21 protein-coding genes are annotated in these 19,958 nt (G+C 41.1%); 10 read left to right on the forward strand and 11 right to left on the reverse strand.

The features are described from left to right. Positions 1–48: 48 nt before the first annotated feature. The 3 genes from QMA00_RS16290 to QMA00_RS16300 are packed head-to-tail and all read right to left on the reverse strand — an operon-like array spanning position 49 to position 2,534. Positions 49–1,239, reverse strand: coding sequence for a dipeptidase (locus QMA00_RS16290; protein ID WP_076922620.1), 1,191 nt, complete (start codon positions 1,237–1,239; stop codon positions 49–51). A gap of 60 nt (positions 1,240–1,299) precedes the next feature. Then, the gene (locus QMA00_RS16295) at positions 1,300–1,545 is read right to left on the reverse strand and encodes a YheU family protein (RefSeq protein WP_008114225.1); all 246 of its coding nucleotides are present in this window, start codon (positions 1,543–1,545) and stop codon (positions 1,300–1,302) included. Next, the gene (locus QMA00_RS16300) at positions 1,542–2,534 is read right to left on the reverse strand and encodes a hydrolase (protein WP_076922621.1); all 993 of its coding nucleotides are present in this window, start codon (positions 2,532–2,534) and stop codon (positions 1,542–1,544) included. Before QMA00_RS16300 ends, QMA00_RS16295 begins: the two co-directional genes overlap by 4 nt. A gap of 588 nt (positions 2,535–3,122) precedes the next feature. On the opposite strand from QMA00_RS16300, the gene QMA00_RS16305 reads away from it, so the two are divergent. Both QMA00_RS16305 and QMA00_RS16310 read left to right on the forward strand, forming a co-directional pair. After that, on the forward strand, positions 3,123–3,623 hold the full coding sequence (locus QMA00_RS16305) for a hypothetical protein (RefSeq protein ID WP_076922622.1): 501 nt from the start codon (positions 3,123–3,125) through the stop codon (positions 3,621–3,623). Continuing rightward, positions 3,616–3,849, forward strand: a complete 234-nt coding sequence (locus QMA00_RS16310) for a helix-turn-helix transcriptional regulator (RefSeq protein ID WP_013466171.1) — start codon at positions 3,616–3,618, stop codon at positions 3,847–3,849. The genes QMA00_RS16305 and QMA00_RS16310 overlap by 8 nt, the downstream gene beginning before the upstream one ends. A gap of 77 nt (positions 3,850–3,926) precedes the next feature. On the opposite strand, the gene QMA00_RS16315 is transcribed toward QMA00_RS16310, so the two are convergent. Together QMA00_RS16315 and QMA00_RS16320 are read right to left on the reverse strand one after the other, a co-directional pair. Next, positions 3,927–4,343, reverse strand: a complete 417-nt coding sequence (locus tag QMA00_RS16315) for a TIGR02444 family protein (protein WP_076922623.1) — start codon at positions 4,341–4,343, stop codon at positions 3,927–3,929. Continuing rightward, positions 4,330–6,249: an ATP-binding cassette domain-containing protein gene (locus QMA00_RS16320; RefSeq protein ID WP_076922624.1), complete on the reverse strand. Its 1,920-nt coding sequence runs from the start codon at positions 6,247–6,249 to the stop codon at positions 4,330–4,332. The genes QMA00_RS16315 and QMA00_RS16320 overlap by 14 nt, the downstream gene beginning before the upstream one ends. Positions 6,250–6,381: 132 nt before the next feature. Between QMA00_RS16320 and QMA00_RS16325 the strand changes: the two genes are divergently transcribed. Beyond that, positions 6,382–6,585: a YheV family putative zinc ribbon protein gene (locus QMA00_RS16325; RefSeq protein WP_008114218.1), complete on the forward strand. Its 204-nt coding sequence runs from the start codon at positions 6,382–6,384 to the stop codon at positions 6,583–6,585. Between the two features lie 11 nt (positions 6,586–6,596). On the opposite strand, the gene QMA00_RS16330 is transcribed toward QMA00_RS16325, so the two are convergent. Together QMA00_RS16330 and QMA00_RS16335 are read right to left on the reverse strand one after the other, a co-directional pair. Beyond that, on the reverse strand, positions 6,597–6,812 hold the full coding sequence (locus QMA00_RS16330) for a SlyX family protein (RefSeq protein ID WP_013466167.1): 216 nt from the start codon (positions 6,810–6,812) through the stop codon (positions 6,597–6,599). After that, positions 6,799–7,797, reverse strand: a complete 999-nt coding sequence (locus tag QMA00_RS16335; protein ID WP_076922625.1) for a hypothetical protein — start codon at positions 7,795–7,797, stop codon at positions 6,799–6,801. Before QMA00_RS16335 ends, QMA00_RS16330 begins: the two co-directional genes overlap by 14 nt. Before the next feature lie 195 nt (positions 7,798–7,992). Between QMA00_RS16335 and fkpA the strand changes: the two genes are divergently transcribed. Next, on the forward strand, positions 7,993–8,745 hold the full coding sequence (gene fkpA, locus QMA00_RS16340) for an FKBP-type peptidyl-prolyl cis-trans isomerase (RefSeq protein ID WP_028834821.1): 753 nt from the start codon (positions 7,993–7,995) through the stop codon (positions 8,743–8,745). 59 nt (positions 8,746–8,804) lie between these two features. Here fkpA and QMA00_RS16345 read toward each other — a convergent pair whose 3' ends face one another. Continuing rightward, positions 8,805–9,275, reverse strand: a complete 471-nt coding sequence (locus tag QMA00_RS16345) for an Rsd/AlgQ family anti-sigma factor (RefSeq protein WP_013466164.1) — start codon at positions 9,273–9,275, stop codon at positions 8,805–8,807. 507 nt (positions 9,276–9,782) lie between these two features. Here QMA00_RS16345 and hemE point away from each other — a divergent pair. After that, positions 9,783–10,847, forward strand: a complete 1,065-nt coding sequence (gene hemE, locus QMA00_RS16350; protein WP_013466162.1) for a uroporphyrinogen decarboxylase — start codon at positions 9,783–9,785, stop codon at positions 10,845–10,847. 271 nt (positions 10,848–11,118) lie between these two features. Here the strand turns inward: hemE and sthA are convergent, their stop codons facing one another. Beyond that, the gene (sthA, locus tag QMA00_RS16355) at positions 11,119–12,549 is read right to left on the reverse strand and encodes a Si-specific NAD(P)(+) transhydrogenase (RefSeq protein WP_175610054.1); all 1,431 of its coding nucleotides are present in this window, start codon (positions 12,547–12,549) and stop codon (positions 11,119–11,121) included. A gap of 13 nt (positions 12,550–12,562) precedes the next feature. Beyond that, on the reverse strand, positions 12,563–13,696 hold the full coding sequence (locus tag QMA00_RS16360; protein ID WP_024602170.1) for a fatty acid desaturase: 1,134 nt from the start codon (positions 13,694–13,696) through the stop codon (positions 12,563–12,565). A gap of 130 nt (positions 13,697–13,826) precedes the next feature. Between QMA00_RS16360 and fabR the strand changes: the two genes are divergently transcribed. The 5 genes from fabR to leuD all read left to right on the forward strand — a co-directional run bounded on the left by fabR (position 13,827) and on the right by leuD (position 19,522). Further along, positions 13,827–14,444, forward strand: coding sequence for an HTH-type transcriptional repressor FabR (gene fabR / locus QMA00_RS16365; RefSeq protein WP_013466159.1), 618 nt, complete (start codon positions 13,827–13,829; stop codon positions 14,442–14,444). A 395-nt stretch (positions 14,445–14,839) separates the two neighbouring features. Then, positions 14,840–16,393 (forward strand): 2-isopropylmalate synthase, encoded by a 1,554-nt coding sequence (gene leuA, locus QMA00_RS16370; RefSeq protein ID WP_076922626.1) that lies wholly within the window; start codon positions 14,840–14,842, stop codon positions 16,391–16,393. Next, positions 16,390–17,466, forward strand: coding sequence for a 3-isopropylmalate dehydrogenase (leuB, locus tag QMA00_RS16375; protein ID WP_013466156.1), 1,077 nt, complete (start codon positions 16,390–16,392; stop codon positions 17,464–17,466). Before leuA ends, leuB begins: the two co-directional genes overlap by 4 nt. A 56-nt stretch (positions 17,467–17,522) precedes the next feature. Continuing rightward, positions 17,523–18,923, forward strand: coding sequence for a 3-isopropylmalate dehydratase large subunit (gene leuC / locus QMA00_RS16380; RefSeq protein ID WP_262976923.1), 1,401 nt, complete (start codon positions 17,523–17,525; stop codon positions 18,921–18,923). Continuing rightward, positions 18,923–19,522 (forward strand): 3-isopropylmalate dehydratase small subunit, encoded by a 600-nt coding sequence (gene leuD, locus QMA00_RS16385; protein ID WP_028834822.1) that lies wholly within the window; start codon positions 18,923–18,925, stop codon positions 19,520–19,522. The genes leuC and leuD overlap by 1 nt, the downstream gene beginning before the upstream one ends. Before the next feature lie 51 nt (positions 19,523–19,573). On the opposite strand, the gene QMA00_RS16390 is transcribed toward leuD, so the two are convergent. Further along, entirely contained in the window at positions 19,574–19,867 is a 294-nt protein-coding gene (locus QMA00_RS16390) for a hypothetical protein (protein ID WP_013466154.1), read from the reverse strand. Between the last annotated feature and the right edge of the window lie 91 nt (positions 19,868–19,958).

A 19,958-nucleotide genomic window follows, 5' to 3' on the forward strand; every position in this document is an offset into this window, starting at 1 on the left:
TGATACCTGATACCTGATACCTGATACCTGATACCTGATACCTAGAGCCTAATGCTTTTTCGCATACGCTTCGGCTTGTTTCCAAACGCGTAGTGTATTGCCGCTTAAAATCTTTTTAATATCGCTATCGCTGTAGCCTCTATCCATTAAGCCTTGTACAAGGTTTGGGTAGCTAGACACATCTTTTAAGCCGATAGGCAGTGAGTCACCTACGCCGTCGTAATCAGAGCCAATACCAACATGCTCTATACCAATTAACTTCACAACGTGATCAATATGATCAAGCACTTGCTCTAAGCTTGCAAATGGGTAGGGGTTTTTAGCGCGGTACATCGCATCAAAATCTTTACTTAACTTAGTACCATCTTTTTTTACCGCTTCTTTTTTACTTTTTAACTGTTTGCCCCACGTACCTGCTTTAGCAGTAACAAAGCTTGAACCAAAGTTAATTTGAATAACACCACCGTTCTTTTTAAGAGCTAACAGCATGTCGTCATTCATATTACGCTCAAAACCCGGCGTGTATTTACGTAGTGAAGAGTGTGACGCAATAACGGGTGTGTTAGACAATTCCATTACTTGATAAAATGCATCGTCCGAAATATGCGATACATCAATCAGCATGCCGATGTTATTCATCTCTTTTACTAGCTCTTTACCGAATGGGCTTAAGCCTTTCCACTTGCGACGAATATCGTATGATGAGTCAGAAATATGATTGCTTTGCGAGTGAGCTAGGGTAATATAACGCACGCCACGATCAAAAAAGTGTTGTAGGTTTTTCATTTCGCCCTCGATAGGCGATCCGTTTTCCATACCCATGGCAATCGACATTTTACCTTGCTTAAATTGTGCTTCGATATCGCTTGTTGAGCTGGCAATGGCAAACTTGTCAGGTGCACGTTGTGCAATTGCTTCCATACCATCAATAAGTTGATTCGCTAATTGAAAGCTTTTGCCTTTGCCTTCAAACTCTAAATGAGCAGGAATATAAATCGACATAAATGGCACGTTTAAACCGCCTTTTACTGCACGAGGGTAATCAAAATCGCCGCCATCAGTAGCTTTAGTTACATCAGCCCATTTTGCGTGAATACGGTAAGGTACATCAATGTGGGTATCGATTAAAATAGTATCGTGTGTAAGCTTAATTGCTTTATCTGAGGGAGTAATTTCTGCGTGTACTGCACCTGTTAATGCAATCGACATTGCAATAACTATTGAGCTTAGTTTTATCATTTATAATGGCTCTTTAAGTTAAAAAAGCCATTGTCTATTTTTACGCCGTGTCTGACAAGTTTACTCGTCGAATTGCGCTTCACTTTGTAGTGCTTTGAATTCACTTTTAGAAATTATGGTGACCGACTCATGTAGCTCAGAGAAAAACACCATAGCTTCGCCGCTTTTTAATTGCTGATTTACTTGCGCTACTTTACTTTCAATACTGAACTCTTGTTCGCCATAGTCAGTGCCTTCGCGCAAAACGTAGCTTTCAATTAGGTTGTACAGTGTGTCTTTATCAAGTTGTTCAAAAGGAATAATCATAGCCACTCTTTATCGGTGTTATTAAATACACATTGCTTAAAATAATCAGGCACCACTTGCTCTAACCAAAACACGGGTTTAAATGGGTTGTTACCGCTAATAAAACCTACGTGGCCGCCCCTCTCTGAGATGCGCAGCGTAACATGCTCACTTACATCCTGACTACTTGGAACTGCTTTAATCGACAGCATAGGGTCGTCTTTGGCATGAATAATTAGTGTGGGTGTCGCAATATCTTTTAAATACGGCATGGCACTGGCTTTTTTGTAGTAGTCGTGCGCATTTTCAAAGCCATGTAGCGGTGCTGTAAGCTGGTTATCGAACTCTAATAAATCATCAATTTCCATTAACTGATCAGTGGTGATCGGTATCTGCTGTTTAATTTGTGGGAGTTTGCGTTGCATCGACTTTTTCATCCGATCGAGCAAATATTTTTGATAAATTTTACCTAAGCTTTTACGAATAACATCACTAGATGATGACAAATCATAGGGCGCAGATATCACGGCGGCTGCACTAAGCGGGCAGTGAATGTGTTCTTCCCCTAAATATTTAGCCAGCACATTACCACCCAATGAAAAGCCAACCGCCACAATCGGGCGCTTTGGAAATTGCTGTTTTAAATGGTTTATAAAAAAAGCTAAATCGGCAGTGTCGCCACTATGGTAGGCTCTTGGCAGGCGATTAACTTCGGTTGAGCAGTTTCTAAAGTGCATTAGCACCACTGCAAACCCTTGCTTTTTTAATGCTTTCATCATGCCTTTGGCATAAAAACTATTTATGTTGCCTTCAAGTCCATGAAGTATTACTGCGAGCGGCGCCGTTTCGTTATGCGGGAGTGACCAAGCAAGCTCAATAAAGTCACCATCGGGTGTATCAAGTTGCGCAAGTTCGTAGCGAGTATGGTGAAAAGGACGAAAAAAACGCGGCATTATGGTTTGAACGTGTCGGTTGGTCATCCACCATGCGGGTTTGAACTTAGGGATCATGTCTGTACTACGCACTTTGCAATAAACGAAGCGCTAGTGTAGCAAATTTTTTATATTTAAAAATAAAAAGCGCCTAATCAGTAAACTAATAAGGCGCTTTGTGCGTCGTGCTTAATGCTGTTCTTTAATATCTGCATCGTGTACTTTTTTCATGAAAAAATACACAAAGAAGAGGCATAAACTAATAACGACGCCTAAAAATCCAAATGATAAAAATAGTACTGGGTCGCTAAAAAAATCTCTAAAGAATACGTCCATAATGGCCTCCTGATGTCTATGGGTTAATCATAGGCTGGCTTGGCAGGGCTTGATATGATCCAGATCAAGCTATTTAACAGATTATAAAATGGGCAATGCAGATGTTGATTTTGATCAATAAAGTTAAGTCGATTTTGCACTTTTTAGTAAATTATCTGCGATTTTTTAATCACTTTTATAATAAAGATGGTCAGCAAAGTTCAGCTTTGAATAACCGTTGCTTTGTTTTAGGTTAAATAAAATAAACCTAGTGTTAAATATATTTGACATGGCTAAAGAGTGAACTTATAGTTTTAAAGTCAAAAATATTTTACTTGGGGTTAGCTTTATATGACTCGTTCAGAGCACTTTAAAGAATTTTTACAAGGCATAAGTTTTAGAGAACTGACACTGAGTATCGATTTACTAGTAAGCGTGTATATATCTTACTTTTATGTAAACAGCCTAATGAATGCGAGTACGCAGCAGCTTAGTTCTGTTTCTTGGTTATCTGGTTTATTGCTACAGGTGTTAATTTATTCTGTGATACTTATAGTATTGAGCTATTTATTACTTTCATTTATCAGTGATAATGAATTAAATCAGCCACCTGATGTGAGAGAAAAGCAAATAAATTTAGTGGGTTATAAATACAAGGCCATAATATTACAGACGGGAATTTGTGTTGCTATTGTTCAATATCAAATTGAAGCTAATAACTGGGGCCCAGCTATCGAATATAATATTCCATACTTACCAATGCACGTCATGGTAGGTGCTTTTTTGATTGCCGAAATAGTCAACTATATAGCGCAGCTTTATAAAGGTAGAACGGGTAATATTTATGAGTGAGTATGTAATAACTAACTCTATTCGAACATTACGCTTTTTACGCGATGAAATGACGCAAAAGCAATTAGCAGATGCTATTGGTGTAACTCGGCAAACGGTAATGGCAATTGAGGCAAATAAATATTCACCCTCTCTAGAAGTGGCTTTTAAAATTTCTATAGTTTTTAACTTGCCATTAGAAGAGGTGTTTCAATACAAAGCCAAAGATATGCAGCTTGGCTTATAAAACAAACTAAAGTAACCACGTATATAACGAGCTAATATTCATAATATAAGTGATCTGATGAAAATAATGGTGAAAAATTATGCCAAATATTTATCGCTGTTATTGGGCGTTGAACAGGCTGTTAAATCCATACTATTAACTACATCAATCAATATTATTTGTTGCTGCTTTTCTAACTTCAACTCGGCGCCGAGAAGTGCTTTTCGAATTGCGGCGTAATCGGTAATCTCGGTTTGATTTGTTTTTAAATAGGCGCGGGTAGTACGTAGAGGCTTTAATGCTTGCTGATCAAACTCACTAATTGATTGTTCAAGCTTGCTCAGCTGTGTTTGGTTAATAGCTAGATTGAGAGAATCTAAGTAATACAGCAACAAGCATAGGTTGACGTTTTTACCTTGCAGGTTTTGGTAATCTAACAGGCGCGCTTGCATGCCATCTTCGCTATAAAGCTGACATGCAAACTGCCAAAAATCGTTGCTGTTAAGCAAGTTCATCGGCGAATGCCTGTTCTTTTTGTTCCATCTCTTCAAGGGCCATTAATAACTCTTCTTCAACATTATTAAGCTTAGGCGTAAGTGTGGCTTGTTTAGTAATTAACTCTTTAAGCTTGCCTTTATTTTCATCGTTATAAAGTGTGTTATCTCCGAGCGCCTCTTCAACGTCAGCTAATTCTGCAGCAAACTTATCTAATTGCTTTTCAAGTTTTTCAATTTGCTTTTTCAGCGGCTGAATCGCTTTTCTAAACTCGGCTTCTAAGCGCTTTTGCTCTTTACGGTTAACTTGTGAATGGGCTTTTGGCTCTTCGTCGGTGTCGTTTTTAGCGGCTCCTTTATTAGCATTAAGCAGCCACTGATAATATGCATCTAGGTCGTAGCCAAATTGGGTGACCTCGCCATTATCAACTAAATAAAATTCATCGGCGGTATTTTTAAGCATATGACGGTCATGCGATACCGTGACCATAGCGCCTTCAAAGCCTTGTAATGCCATAACTAAAGCGTGGCGCATTTCTAAATCAAGGTGGTTGGTTGGCTCATCGAGTAGTAGTAAATTTGGTTTTTGATAAACCAACATAGCCAGTACTAAACGGGCTTTTTCACCGCCTGAAAACGGTGCTACAGGGTCGAGTGCTTTATCGCCTACAAAGGCAAAACCGCCTAAAAAGTCACGCAGTGATTGTTCGCTGGCTTTAGGGTTTAAGCGTTGCAGATGAGTGACGGCACTGGCTTTTAAATCAAGTGATTCCAATTGATGCTGCGCAAAGTAGCCAATGTTTAACCCCTGATGCTGAAACACTTCACCTGCTTGAGGTTGTAAGTCACCAGAGAGCAGCTTAATAAGTGTTGATTTACCTGCGCCATTTCTACCCAGTAGTGCAATACGGCTGCCTGGTACTAAGTTCAGCTTAATACTGTTTAAAATGGTGACATCGCCATAACCGGCTTTGGCTTTGTCGAGTGTCATTAGCGGGTTAGGCAGAGCGGTTGGCTCAGCAAATTCAAAATCAAATGGCGAGTCAACATGTGCTGGGGCAAGTTTTTCCATGCGCTCTAGCGCTTTAACACGGCTTTGTGCCTGTTTGGCTTTACTGGCTTTGGCTTTAAAGCGGGTAATGAACTGCTCTAAGTGGGCAATTTGTTCTTGTTGTTTTTCAAACATGGCTTGCTGCTGTAATAAACGCTCAGCTTTTTGGCGTTCAAACTGCGAGTAGTTACCTTTGTACACATTAATAAGTTGTTTATCTATATGCCAAATTTGATCGACCACAGCGTCTAAAAACTCTCGGTCATGAGATATCAGTACCAATGTACCAGTGTAGGCACGTAAAAAACGCTCAAGCCAATACACAGCATCTAAATCAAGGTGGTTTGTAGGCTCATCCAGTAACAGCAAGTCGGCATCGCGAATAAGCGCTTGGGCTAAGTTTAAACGCATACGCCAACCACCCGAAAATGCACTTACTGGGTTTTCTATTTGATTATTAGCAAAGCCTAAACCATGTAACAGCTCTCCTGCCTTGGCTTCTATACTATAGCCTTTAATATTTTCAAGCTGAATATGCACTTTAGCTTGAGTGTCGCCATCATTGGTTTGCTCAGCTTCACGCAAAGCAATTCGTAGCGCATAATATTCAGGGTGGCCTTGCAGTACGTAATCTATAGCGCTTATTTCAAGGGCGGGGGTTTCTTGTTTTACTGAGGCCAGTGACCAATCTTTAGGAATACTGCAATTACCGCCATCTAACGAAAGCTCAGACTTTAATAAACTAAATAGCGTTGACTTACCACAGCCATTAGCACCAACAAGGCCTACTTTGTGCTCTGGAAATAATGTAGCCGATGCATTTTTTAATAAAGCTTTGCCACCGCGAAGCAGTTCTATTTCTGAGATTTGGATCATAAATACGTTACTTTACTGTGCCTTGATTGAATTGCGGCCATTATAACACGGATCTTATTAGCTATATCAATCGTATCAAGTAGGCAAATATTGCGATAAAATAACGTCAGTCAAAATGGTAGGAAAAACGAAGTGAAACATAAAAAACGATTTATTGCTGGAGCAACGTGTCCTGAGTGTAAAACCATGGATATGTTAATGCTCTACAAAGAGCATGACGTAGAAAAAGTTGAATGTATGCAGTGTGGTCATAAAATGGCTCAACCAGAGCAGGCTGTGCAGGCATCAACACGCCAATTTGAACAGATCATTGGCGTGTTTAATCCAGGCGACTAAACCTAAACAGTTTAGTAATGCGGTGGCGGAGGCTCCGGCATATTCGACATCATAGGTTGCGATGCTTGCGACTCTTTAAGTTTTTCAGCCAGCAACTCGGTTTGGCGCTTTATTTTTGCCAACTGTTGCTGGTGAACTTTTATTTCATCATTCAAAATTTCAATTGTTTCGTCTTGAAAAGCCACTTTAGCCTCAAGTTCCATTAGCCGATGTTCAATTGTGTTCATTTGGTTCTCGTATAATAAAGCGCTCAGCGATTCCGCTTGAGCTTTCAGTTAACAATGATTTACCGTTATCTGTAAATGCCACATCAAGTACCACTGCCGATTTGGGCTTACTGCCTTCTCGCGGGGTAACTTGCCATGTTTGAATTTTTTCACCGCTGGCTAGCTGCCATAAATCAACCCGTTTATTGGGTGAACCGGTTGCTAATAAAGTGCCTTGATCGTTAAAGCGCACTGCGGTAAAAATTTTCTGACGCGCAATATACTTTAGTTTACTGACAAGGTCACCTGTAGTCAGCTTCCATACATTTGCTTGTGCCATACTGTCGGCGGTAAAAGCATAGCGCCCTTGAGGATCTAAAGCGACCTGCGTTACTCGGGTTGGGTGATTAAAGCGATGAACTACTTGCCCACTTTGAGTATCCCATAAGTAGGCAACATAATCGTTAGAGCCGCTCAATGCATAGCGCCCATTAGGTGATAGGTCTACGGTGTTTACTTTATCTTGGTGGCCTAAAAATTCAATGCGTCTGCCAGTGTTAAGGTTTATAAATACCACAACGCCATCGCTGCGCCCGTAAACAACACTTTGGCCTTGGTTGCTAATGGCAATATCGCGAATGCTGGCTTTTTGTATTTTATAAAAACCTTTATTTTTGCCAGTGGCAATATCCCAGACCGCAAAGGTGGTTTTTTCGGCGGTAACAGCCACGCTATTATCAAAAGCAATGGCTACGGCATAAACTAAGCTATCTTCGGCTTGCTGTTGAAACCATTGGTATTTAAGCGCTTGCTGTTGATTATCCCAAAGGGCGACCCCATGATTGATAGAAGACACTAAGCTGTATTGACCATCGTGCGATAACGCAGATGAAAAGGCGCCCTGTGCAGTGTGCTCAAAACTGGCCACTGCTTGTTGTTTTTCATCACTACATGCAATTGTTAATAAACAGCAAGTGGCGACTAAAAAAGTACGAAATAACGACATATTACAGGTATTTCCTCTTAACTCTTAGTGACTGAGAGGTTAGACTAGATTGCGAAAAACGCCTAGGTTGTTTGTCTAATCACTGGATATGTTTTTAGTTTAGCTATTAAACAAGCAGCCTACCATGTAGGCCGTTAATCTTTAACTAGTAATATTACAATAAATGGCAACTGCAAAGTGTGTCGGAGATTTAAAATGAGAAAGACGATTAAATTGTCATTGATTGCAGCGTCAGTTTTAGCGCTTACAGCTTGTAATCAAGAAGCAAAAAAAGAGCAAGCAGACGTTAAGCTAGACACTGTAGCACAGCAACAAGCGTACGGTATTGGTGCATCTGTGGGTAACTTTTTAAATAAAGACCTAGCGGATAAAAAAGAAATTGGTATTGAATTAGACCAAGCTTTATTAATGCGAGGCTTTGAAGATGCACTTGCGGGTAATGCAAAAATTGACGAAGAGAAAATTCGTGAAGTTTTAACAGCATTAGATGAGTCAGTGCGTACTAAACAAGAAGAAAAAGCAAAAGTAGAGTCTGAAAAAAGCAAAGCTGAAGGTGAAAAATACCTAGCTGATAACGCTAAAAAAGAAGGCGTGATGGTTACTGAGTCTGGTTTACAGTACGAAGTAATGAGCGAAGGCGAAGGCGCAAAACCAGTAGCAACTGATGTGGTTAAAGTACATTATAAAGGCACATTGTTAGACGGTACTGAGTTCGATAGCTCTTACTCACGTAACGAGCCGACAACGTTCCCACTAAACCGTGTAATTCCTGGTTGGACTGAAGGTTTACAACTTATGCCTGTAGGGTCTAAGTACAAATTTACTATTCCTTCAGACCTTGCTTACGGCGATCGTGACTTAGGTAAAATTCCTGCTAATTCAACACTTATTTTTGAAGTTGAATTATTAGAAATTCAAAATGATGCAGAAGCTGCCGCTGCAGAATAAGCGTTATAGATAATAAAAAAGGGACCTTAGGTCCCTTTTTTATTACGTTGAATAACTAATTAGTCAGTGTGATTAGAAAATAAGTTATCAATCAGCTCATCTTCAAGTGCAAAGCGCGCTTCGAGTGCTTCACCCATTACTGAAAGATCATTATCAAAGCCTTCTAGTAAATCTTCAGCGTCTACCTCAGCGTACTTATCGTTGAAATCCAGAGCGATGTCAGTGGTATCTGAAATACGTGGGTATATCGTATTAGCGAGTTGCTGGCTTTCTAGGCCTTTCTTTTCGCAGGCTTTAGCAATATCGTCGTACACTTCAAAGTGGCCGGCCGATAAATAATCCATTAAAATTTGGCAAAATGCCTGAATTTGTGATGGTTCAGGCAAAGACTGATCTTTTTTCTCATAAGGTGAAAAGCCTGCAATTTTACAGTAAAGCACAATCAGCTCTTGGCGTTCGTTTAACCAATTATCGATGACCGTATGGCTACCCCCCCACTTTTGTTGAGCTTTTTCTACACGCTTCAGCATAATTTTTCTCCTAAGCTGGGTTGGATTTTTTAAATTAAAAATAAAACTTATGTTATCCAAGATATATTTAATTGGCGTGTATATCAACAAGTAAAATAGATGTAATACCAGAGGGAATTTTGTTTAAGGGTATAAGTTGTAAGTAATTTATTCCAGGCAAGAAAAAACCACCTATTACGGTGGTTTAATTTCTTTATTAGACTTGTTTAAACAAGCATTCTTATTTTTATTAGAGATTTTTATTATTTTTATATTAACAATTTTTGTTATTGTTTTGTTAACGCGGGAGATACAATATCAAGCTTTTTTAGATGTTGCAAATAGTTTAATGAAAAGTTTTTATTATTAACGTTTGTTTGGTTGTTTTATGTACAAAGCAACATGAAAATTAAAAATTACTTGATCTAGCGCTACTCTGTAGCGATTTAATCGCTTAGCGATAGAGGGGGCGTGAATATGGTGGTACAATCTTGCACAATTTCTAAAAGCCCTAGGACTCTATACGCTATGAGCGAATTAAAAAACGACCGTTATTTACGTGCCCTTGCCAAGCAACCTGTTGATGTCACGCCGGTATGGATGATGCGTCAAGCAGGACGTTATTTACCTGAATACCGTGCTACACGTGCACAAGCGGGCGATTTTATGAGCCTGTGTAGAAATGCTGAGTTAGCCTGTGAAGTAACATTACAGCCTTTGCGCCGTTACCCATTAGATGCAGCTATTTTGTTTAGTGATATTTTAACTATTCCCGATGCAATGGGATTAGGCTTGTACTTCGAAACCGGCGAAGGCCCTAAGTTTGAACGCCCAATTTCGTCACTAGCTGATGTTAAAAAAATTCCTAAACTCGATCCTACCGATGAGCTTGGCTATGTAATGAACGCAGTGAGCACTATTCGTCGTGAACTTAAAGGCGAAGTGCCATTAATTGGTTTTTCTGGTTCGCCTTGGACACTTGCAACTTACATGGTTGAAGGTGGTAGCAGTAAAGTATTTGGTAAAATCAAAAAAATGGCGTTTGCTGAGCCGCAAACACTGCATTTATTACTCGATAAACTAGCTGATTCGGTGATAGATTACTTAAACGCGCAAGTTAAAGCGGGTGCGCAATCGCTAATGGTATTTGACTCATGGGGTGGTGTACTAAGCCCGCGTGATTACAATGAATTTTCATTGCAATACATGCATAAAATTGTTGATGGCTTAATTCGTGAATACGATGGCCGTAAAGTACCGGTTACTTTATTTACCAAAAACGGTGGTCAGTGGATTGAAGCGATTGCCGCAACGGGCTGTGACGCAGTAGGTTTAGATTGGACTATTAACATTGGTGATGCTAAACGTCGTGTTGGCGATAAAGTTGCACTGCAAGGTAATATGGACCCATCAATGCTTCATGGTACGCCTGATCGTATTCGCCAAGAGGTTGGTACTATTTTAGAAGACTTTGGTACTGGCAATGGCCATGTATTTAATTTAGGCCACGGTATTACACCAGATGTTGACCCAGAAAATGCCGGTGTATTCATTAACGCCGTGCATGAATTAAGTGCGCAATATCATAAATAACCTGAACTCCGGATAATAAATCCATCTCAAGCAGCTATTTTCAGCGCTAACTGCGTTGAATTTACTTGCAATAGGCTAGCTATTGACGCGTAATTTCGCCTTGTTTTCACTAAAAATCTCTAGCTTGAGAAAATAAAATAAATATCATTTTGATTCAATATGTTAGTAAATCTCTTAACCAGAGTTCAGGTTAAATAGTTTCTAAATAACGATGAGTTATTAAAAAAGCCCGCTTGATTCAAGCGGGCTTTTTGTTACCTAGTGCTTAATATTACTTAAACAAGCGATTTAAGCCATTTAACGCCGCAACTCGGTAGGCTTCTGCCATCGTTGGGTAGTTAAACGTGGTATTTACAAAGTAGTCGATGGTGTTGCCACCATTTTTTTGTTCCATAATAGCTTGGCCAATATGCACAATTTCAGAGGCACGCTCACCAAAGCAGTGCACGCCAAGTACTTCTTTGGTTTCTGTATGAAATAATATTTTTAAACTGCCCACATCGGTACCTGCAATTTGCGCACGGGCTAAGTGTTTAAATTGCGCACGCCCCACTTCATACGGTACTTTTGCGGCAGTTAATTGCTGCTCTGTTTTACCAACAGAACTCATTTCAGGAATAGTATAAATACCGGCTGGAATATCAATAATCAGCTTTTCATCGCAGTTACCAGAAGCAATGGCATCTGCGGCAATTCGACCTTGGTCAAATGCAGCACTAGCAAGGCTTGGGTAGCCAATAACATCGCCTACTGCGTATACATTGTCTATTTCTGTTTGGTAGGTTTCGTTTACTTTTATCTGTCCGCGGCTATCTGCTTTTAAGCCAATGGCTTCTAAATTAAGGGTATCAGTGTTACCGGTTCGGCCATTGGCAAATAAAATACAGTCAGCTTTAACACGTTTGCCCGATTTTAAATGCATAACAACGCAGTCATCACGGGTTTCAATGCGATCAAATTCTTCGTTATGACGAATTACAATACCGCTATTCCAAAAGTGATAGCTTAATGCATCAGATATTTCAGCATCCATGAACGCCAATAAGCGATCGCGAGTATTGACTAAATCAACCTTGGCACCTAGCCCTTTAAAGATAGATGCGTATTCACAGCCAATTACACCCGCGCCGTATATAAGTACGCGATGAGGGTCGTGTTCAAGGCCTAAAATAGTGTCACTTTCGTAAATTCGTGAGTGGGTGAAATCAACCCCTGGTGGGCGATAAGGTCGTGAGCCGGTAGCAATGACAATCGTTTGTGCAGTAAGGCGCTCAGTAGAGCCGTCATTACGTCTAATTTCAATAGTGTGCTTATCAACAAAGCTAGCGTCGCCTTGAAACATATGAATGCGGTTACGATCGTAAAAACTGCTGCGTAAGTTTGACTGCTTTGAAATTACCGAACTGGCATGGCGTAAAATATCAGGAAAGGTAAGTCTTACCGGACGCTCGCCTACGTTAAATAAAGGATTTGCTTTGTATTCAATGTAGCGACTAACAGAATGACGAAGTGCCTTTGAAGGAATGGTACCCCAATGTACACAGCCACCACCCACGGCTGTTTGGCGTTCAATAACTGCTACTTTTTTGTTACTTTTAGAGAGGTTCATAGCGGTCCCTTCACCGCCAGGACCCGTGCCAATAATGATTGCATCATATTGGTATGTCACGGGTACTTTTTTCTTTTCTGGTTGTTTGGCCACAGCCACTCCTATTTTAACTAAAAGAGGCTTTTAATAACCTCGCATTAAGTGCTAGCCATGCCTGTTTTTGTGTTTCCCAGGCGGCTTCAAGCTCGTGATATTGTGCCATTAATGCCGACTTTTCACACTGCTTTGCCATATTATTTTTTTTAGCTTCCAACACTTGTTTTTGTAATGAGCAATAATTTTGCAGTTTTTTAAGCAGCAAATCGTACTCTTGTTGTAATAATGTAAGCTTATCTTGCGCTAAAGGCAATTTTGCGAGTCGACCTTGCGTTTTGCTCATCAAGGTTTCTGCTTTAGCTTTTTCTATGCGCTCAACCGGTGTACGCTTTAATTTACTCGCTAAACCAAGTGCAGCTAACGAGCGGATCATCCATTTAGTTGGGTCGTAATGAAACCATTTAATGCCATTGCGGTAATCGCTCGCAAAAATATGATGAAAGTTATGATAACCCTCCCCATAAGTAAATAAGGCTAAAAAGCCATTATCGCGTGCGGTATTTTTTTCTGTGTAAGGGCGAGAACCCCAAATGTGCGCAACAGAGTTAATAAAAAAGGTAAAATGCTGGCTCAGTACTAAACGAAGTAATCCCGCTAGTAATAACATGCCCCACACATCACCTAACATTAAACCTAATACCAGTGGTAAACCAACATTCATGGCAACTACCAGCTTTAAATAATGTTTATGTTGCCACATCACAATTTTATTGCGTTGTAGGTCGCGGCAATTGCTGTAATCACCGTAGCTATCGCCTTGGTAGTCGCGCAGCATCCAGCCAATGTGACTATACCAAAAGCCGTTGGTAGCGGCATAAGGGTCTTTTACAGGGTCATCAACTTGACCGTGGTGAATACGATGATCGCTGCTCCAATGCAGTGCACTGTTTTGCAAAGCAAACGCGCCGCCTAAGGCAAAAATAAATTCAACGACCGGGTGTGCGTTGTAAGTTTTGTGCGCCCATAAACGATGGTAACCCGCAGTGATCGATAATCCCGCGAAAAACATGCAAGCTACAAAAGCAGCCCATTGTGTGCCTGTAAAGCCATAGTTAAACCCATACCAAGGTACAAGTGTAACAGCAGCCAAAAACGTCAGGCTAAAGAAAAGGACGTTGGTCCATATAAGTGGTGGTTTTTTCATCTTTCTCATTTCTCAGCGTACAACTGTACGCTAAAATAATATTTCAATCTGCTGCCGTCAAGTATTAGACTGTACTATTAGCTATTTTTTTAATTAAAAATTTATTACAAATTCATTCAGGGAGCTGTTGATGTCGGGCGTTAGAGCACAACAGAAACAAAAAACACGACAAGCATTAATTGAAGCTGCTTTTAATCAGCTTAGTGCTGATCATAGCTTTTCAAATTTGAGCTTGCGTGAAGTAGCGCGCGAAGCCGGTATTGCGCCCACCTCTTTTTATCGTCACTTTAAAGATATGAACGAGCTAGGTTTAACCATGGTTGATGAAGCGGGTTTAACGCTGCGTCAGCTGATGCGCCAAGCACGCAGACGAATAGCCAGTGGTGGCAGTGTCATCAACACCTCTGTGGTTACTTTTATGGAGTTTATTGATAACTCAAGCAATCAGTTTAGACTTTTGCTGCGTGAACGCTCAGGTACTTCAAAAGCATTTAGAGCGGCAGTAGCACGTGAAGTGAAACACTTTATTTTAGAGCTCGCACATTATTTAGAAAGTGAAACCCCCTGCGATGCTATTCATGCGTATATTCAGGCAGAGGCTATGGTTACTTTGGTATTTAATGCAGGCGCTGAAGCGCTCGATATTGAAGGTCAGCAACGCGATGAGCTAATTGAGCGAGTTATTTGGCAGTTACGCTATATTACTCGTGGTGCGTCAAATTACGTACGCGCAGAAAAGAAAGAGTAAATATTAAAAAAAGTTAAAATAAGCACTGTACTTTACGGTGCTTGTTAATTTAAACGCCACGCCCTCTGAGGTTGAAATCTTTATCTATTTTTTATCTCTTTATTGAATTTAAAATCCCCTAAAAGTCTTGTGTAATTATTTTTATGGCATTTTTATGCTTGCACCTACTGCGCTGCAATGATAAAAATAAGCCTCATTGGACACACACACAAGAAAACAAATGCAAACTAATCGTTTAATTACACTAAAACTAAACCTCTTACTGCTGTGGCAAGTGAGCGGGGATTAGTGTGTTTGCATTGAGCTAAACAACAAAACCCCGCAATTGCGGGGTTTTTTTTATCTCGCTGCAGGGATAAATCGAAATTTGGGTAACACAGGAATGAGGGGCAGTTATGCAAGAGCAAGATAAAGTATGGATTTTTGATACCACCTTACGTGATGGCGAACAGGCACTTAAAGCAAGCCTGACTGAAGATGATAAAATTCAACTAGCGCATACCATTAGCCGCTTAAATGTGGATGTCATGGAAGTGGGCTTTCCGGTTTCGAGCCCCGCTGACTTTCGCTCAGTGCAGCGAATTGCCACTGAAGTAAAAGGCCCTATTATTTGTGGCTTAGCACGCTCGGTTGCCAAAGATATTGAAGCCTGTGGCGAGGCGCTTCGCAGTGCACAGCAAAGCCGTATTCATACTTTTATTGCAACCAGCCCGCTTCATCTTGAACACAAGTTGCGAATGAGCCTTGATGATGCCACTGCAATGGCGGTTAAATCTATTAAATTAGCCCGTAATTACACTGATGATGTGGAATTTTCATGTGAAGACGCAGGACGTACACCACATTGGGATTTATGCAAAATAGTTGAGCAAGCTATTAATGCCGGTGCATCCACGATTAACTTGCCAGATACCGTCGGTTTTGTAACGCCAGATGAATACGCAGCAATGATCCGTCATTTAATGAACAACGTGCCAAATATTGATAAAGCCCGTTTAAGTGTGCATTGCCATAACGACTTAGGCTTAGCCGTTGCTAACTCTGTTGCTGCCGTTCAAGCCGGTGCGCGCCAAATCGAATGCACCATTAATGGTATAGGGGAGCGCGCGGGTAATTGTTCACTTGAAGAAGTGGCGATGATCATGAAAATGCGCAAAGACCATTTAAACGTATATACCGATATAAAAAGCGAAGAAATTTATCGCGCTTCTCGCCAGGTAGCCAAAATTTGTAATATGCCGGTACAGCCAAATAAAGCGATTGTTGGCGAAAATGCGTTTGCCCACAGTTCAGGTATTCACCAAGATGGTGTCTTAAAAGCGCAAAATACCTATGAAATTATGTCACCTGAAAGTGTGGGTGTGCCAAGTAATCAATTAAATATGACCTCGCGTTCAGGGCGTCATGTTATAGAGCATCGCTTAGAAGAGTTAGGTTATCAAAAATCTGATTACGACATGGATAGCTTATACCAAAGTTTCGTTGCGTTAGCTGACCAAAAAGGCACAGTATATGACTACGACCTAGAAGCAATGATTTACTTTAATCAAATCAGCGACAAAGATGAAAAATATCAATTAGAGTTTGTTCACTCTACGTCGAACTCTCAATCGGTAGCCAGCTCAACGATAGGTTTGTTGATTGATGGCGAAGCAAAACAAGAAGCGGCCACAGGTAACGGCCCGGTAGAAGCCTCATTTGCAGCCATTGAGCGCTTAACTGATATGAGCGTTGAAATGATTGAATACAATTTAGAGGCCACCGGCCAAGGTGCAAGCTCATTAGGACAAGTGAATATTATTGCTAAATATGATGGTCGTCCTTATCACGGTGCCGGTATTGCGGCCGATGTGGTCGAAGCCTCAGTACGCGCTATGGTTCGGGTTTATAACTTAATTTATCGAGCACAAAAAGTGTCTGATTTAAAACAACAAAGGAAAGCAGGATGAGTAAAACACATTACAGCGTTGCCGTATTAGCGGGCGACGGTATTGGCCCAGAAGTTATGGCAGCTGCAGAGCAAGTGCTTGATGCAGTAAGTGATAAGTTTGGCTTTACTCTGAACCGTGAGCACCATGCTATTGGTGGTGCTGCCATTGATGAATTTGGCAAAGCACTTCCTGATACGACCTTAAAAGCGTGTGAAAACGCCGATGCTATTTTATTTGGCTCCGTGGGTGGGCCTAAGTGGGAACATTTACCACCTAATGACCAACCGGAGCGCGCGTCACTGTTACCACTGCGCAAACATTTTGGTTTGTTTTGTAACTTACGCCCTGCTCAGTTGTTACCCGCATTAAGCGCTGCATCACCACTACGTGCTGATATTAGCGAAAAAGGCTTTGATATTTTATGTGTGCGCGAGCTAACGGGTGGTATTTATTTTGGTGAGAAAGGCCGCAGTGGCGAAGGGGCAGAAGAAACTGCATTTGATACGCAAACTTATTCACGTAAAGAGATAGAGCGTATTGCACGTTTTGCTTTTGAGGCCGCTAAGTTGCGCAGCAATCATGTGACCTCGGTTGATAAAGCCAATGTTTTAGCATCAAGCGTTTTATGGCGCGAAGTGGTAACCGAAGTGAGTAAAGACTTTCCAGAAGTGAGCTTAGATTACATTTATGTAGATAACGCAGCGATGCAGCTGGTTAAACAACCTAGCCAGTTTGATGTATTACTTTGCGATAATTTATTTGGTGATATTTTATCGGACGAGTGCGCGATGATCACCGGTTCAATGGGTCTATTACCCTCCGCTAGCTTAAATCAATCAGGCTTTGGCTTGTATGAACCCGCGGGTGGTTCAGCGCCTGATATCGCCGGAAAAGGGGTGGCAAACCCAATCGCACAAATTTTAAGTGCCGCCTTAATGCTACGTTACTCATTAGGCCAAGACGAAGCGGCTCGTACGATTGAAAAAGCAGTCGCAGAGGCGGTTGAAGCGGGTGTGGGAACGCCGGATATTTATCCGCAGGGCGGCTATACCACCACCGATGTAGCAGCGGCCATCGTTTCACGCATTTAATTATTAAAGCCACAGCATCGTTAGGCTGTGACTCAATCAGATCAGGGAGTTAGCAAGTGGCCCAAACCTTATACAATAAAATTTGGCAAGCACATACCGTTGCCAGTATTAATGAGCAAACCGATTTACTTTATATTGACCGTCATTTAGTACACGAAGTGACGTCACCACAAGCATTTGCAGGCTTACGTGAAAAAAATCGTAAAGTGCGCTGTCCAGAAAAAACTATTGCGACCATGGATCATAATGTTTCAACTAAAAGTCGTTCACTGGATGCAGCCAGCGAAGTCTCTAAAAATCAATTAATGGCACTGGATGCAAACTGTAAAGAATTTGGCATTTTGCTGTACGACTTAAATTCAGTAAACCAAGGCATAGTACATGTTATTGGCCCTGAGCAGGGGATTACTTTACCAGGTACCACTATAGTCTGCGGCGATAGTCATACTTCAACGCATGGTGCGTTTGGTGCCTTGGCACATGGTATTGGTACCTCAGAGGTTGAGCATGTATTAGCTACGCAAACACTACAGCAAAAAAAGGCGAAGTCGTTAAAAGTTCAAATTAACGGTGTATTACGCCCTACAGTAACAGCTAAAGATTTAATTATGGCGGTTATTGGTAAGCTAGGTACTGCTGGTGGCACTGGCTATGTGGCTGAATTTTGTGGTGAAGGCATAGAAGCTCTATCAATGGAAGCCCGTATGACATTGTGTAACATGAGCATTGAAATGGGTGCCAAGGCAGGTTTAATTGCCCCAGATAAAATCACTTACGAGTACTTAAAAGGGCGCCCGTTTGCACCCAAAGGTGCTGATTTTGATGCCGCTGTTGCCTACTGGGAAACTTTAAAAACGGATGATGGTGCTCATTTTGATTTAGAAGTAGAGTTAGATGCAGGCAGTATTCAACCGCAAGTTACTTGGGGGACTAATCCAGAGCAAGTGATTGGCGTTGATGAATGTATTCCAGATCCAGATAAAGAAACCGATTTAATTAAAGCCGATGCAATTCGCAGTGCGCTTAAATACATGGGCTTAAAAGCGGGCGATAAACTATCAAGCGCCAAAGTAGACACGGTATTTATTGGCTCATGCACCAACAGCCGCATTGAAGATTTACGCGCTGCAGCAAAAATTGTTGAAGGTAAACAGGTTTTAGCTGGTATTGAAGCGCTGATTGTTCCAGGCTCAGGCTTAGTTAAGCAGCAAGCTGAAGATGAAGGCTTAGCCGATATTTTTAAAGCTGCAGGGTTTGAGTGGCGCGAGCCGGGTTGTTCGATGTGTTTAGCTATGAACGATGACCGTTTAGGAGCTGGTAAACGCTGTGCTTCCACCTCGAATCGTAATTTTGAAGGTCGCCAAGGGCGCGGCGGGCGTACACACTTAGTGAGCCCTGCAATGGCGGCAGCAGCTGCAATACATGGTCACTTTGTTGATATTAGAGGAGAAGCTTAATGAGCATCTATTTTAGCGGCTTAATGGCCCCACTTGATAAAAACAACGTCGATACCGACCAAATTATTCCTAAGCAGTTTTTAACTTCAACCAGCCGTGATGGTTTTGATGCAGCACTGTTTTACGATTGGCGTTATTTAGATAATGGCGAGCCAAACCCTGAATTTATTTTAAATCGTCCTTGTTACCAAGGTGCGCAAATATTATTAACCCGCGATAATTTTGGCTGTGGCTCATCACGCGAGCACGCACCATGGGCACTAAAGCAATATGGGTTTGAAGTGATTTTAGCTGAAAGCTTTGCTGATATTTTCTTTAATAACTGTGGTAACAATCAAATGCTTGCTATTACATTGCCAGCGCAAACGCTGGAAGAGTTATTTGTGTTAAGTGAACAGCACGACGATATTCACATTGATGTGGATCTTGAAAACCAGTTACTTACCAGCAATAAGTTTGCGCCAATTCGCTTTGATATTCGCAAAGACGTGAAAGAACGTTTATTAAGTGGCTTAGATTTTATCGGTGTAACCGAAACCCTCAATCCGCAAATTGATGCGTTTGAAAAGCAGTTAGCCGCAGAGAGACCGTGGCAGTAACCTTTTACATATGAAACTGGAGCGCAACTTAGGTTGCGCTTTTTTAATCGCTTATATTAAAAAACCACGCAATAAGCTTGCTAATGTAATCATTGCCATTAGTAATAAATTGAGAGTTTTAAATTTCTGGTAGCGGACTACCTTTGGGTCGTTGATAGTCGAAAAAAAACCATCTTTAAATGACTCAGCAAGATTGGCATAGGGTGTCCCATCTAATGAATTTTGTGATAATTTTTTCCATTGTTCTGGGTGCTGCTCAGCAAGGTGTTGATATATGTGCAGAGTGTAGCGATTTTGAATAATTAATAGTAATACGATGATTATTAAGCCGATATATTTTTCCATTTAAATATGTGCTCCGCGCTAAAACTGGCTTTACGTTTATACCAATCCGCAATAATACTCAATCATTTTGCGGGGCTAAACGTGTCGCTAT

The organism is Pseudoalteromonas sp. APC 3694 (assembly GCF_030407565.1).
Taxonomy (GTDB): domain Bacteria; phylum Pseudomonadota; class Gammaproteobacteria; order Enterobacterales; family Alteromonadaceae; genus Pseudoalteromonas; species Pseudoalteromonas tetraodonis.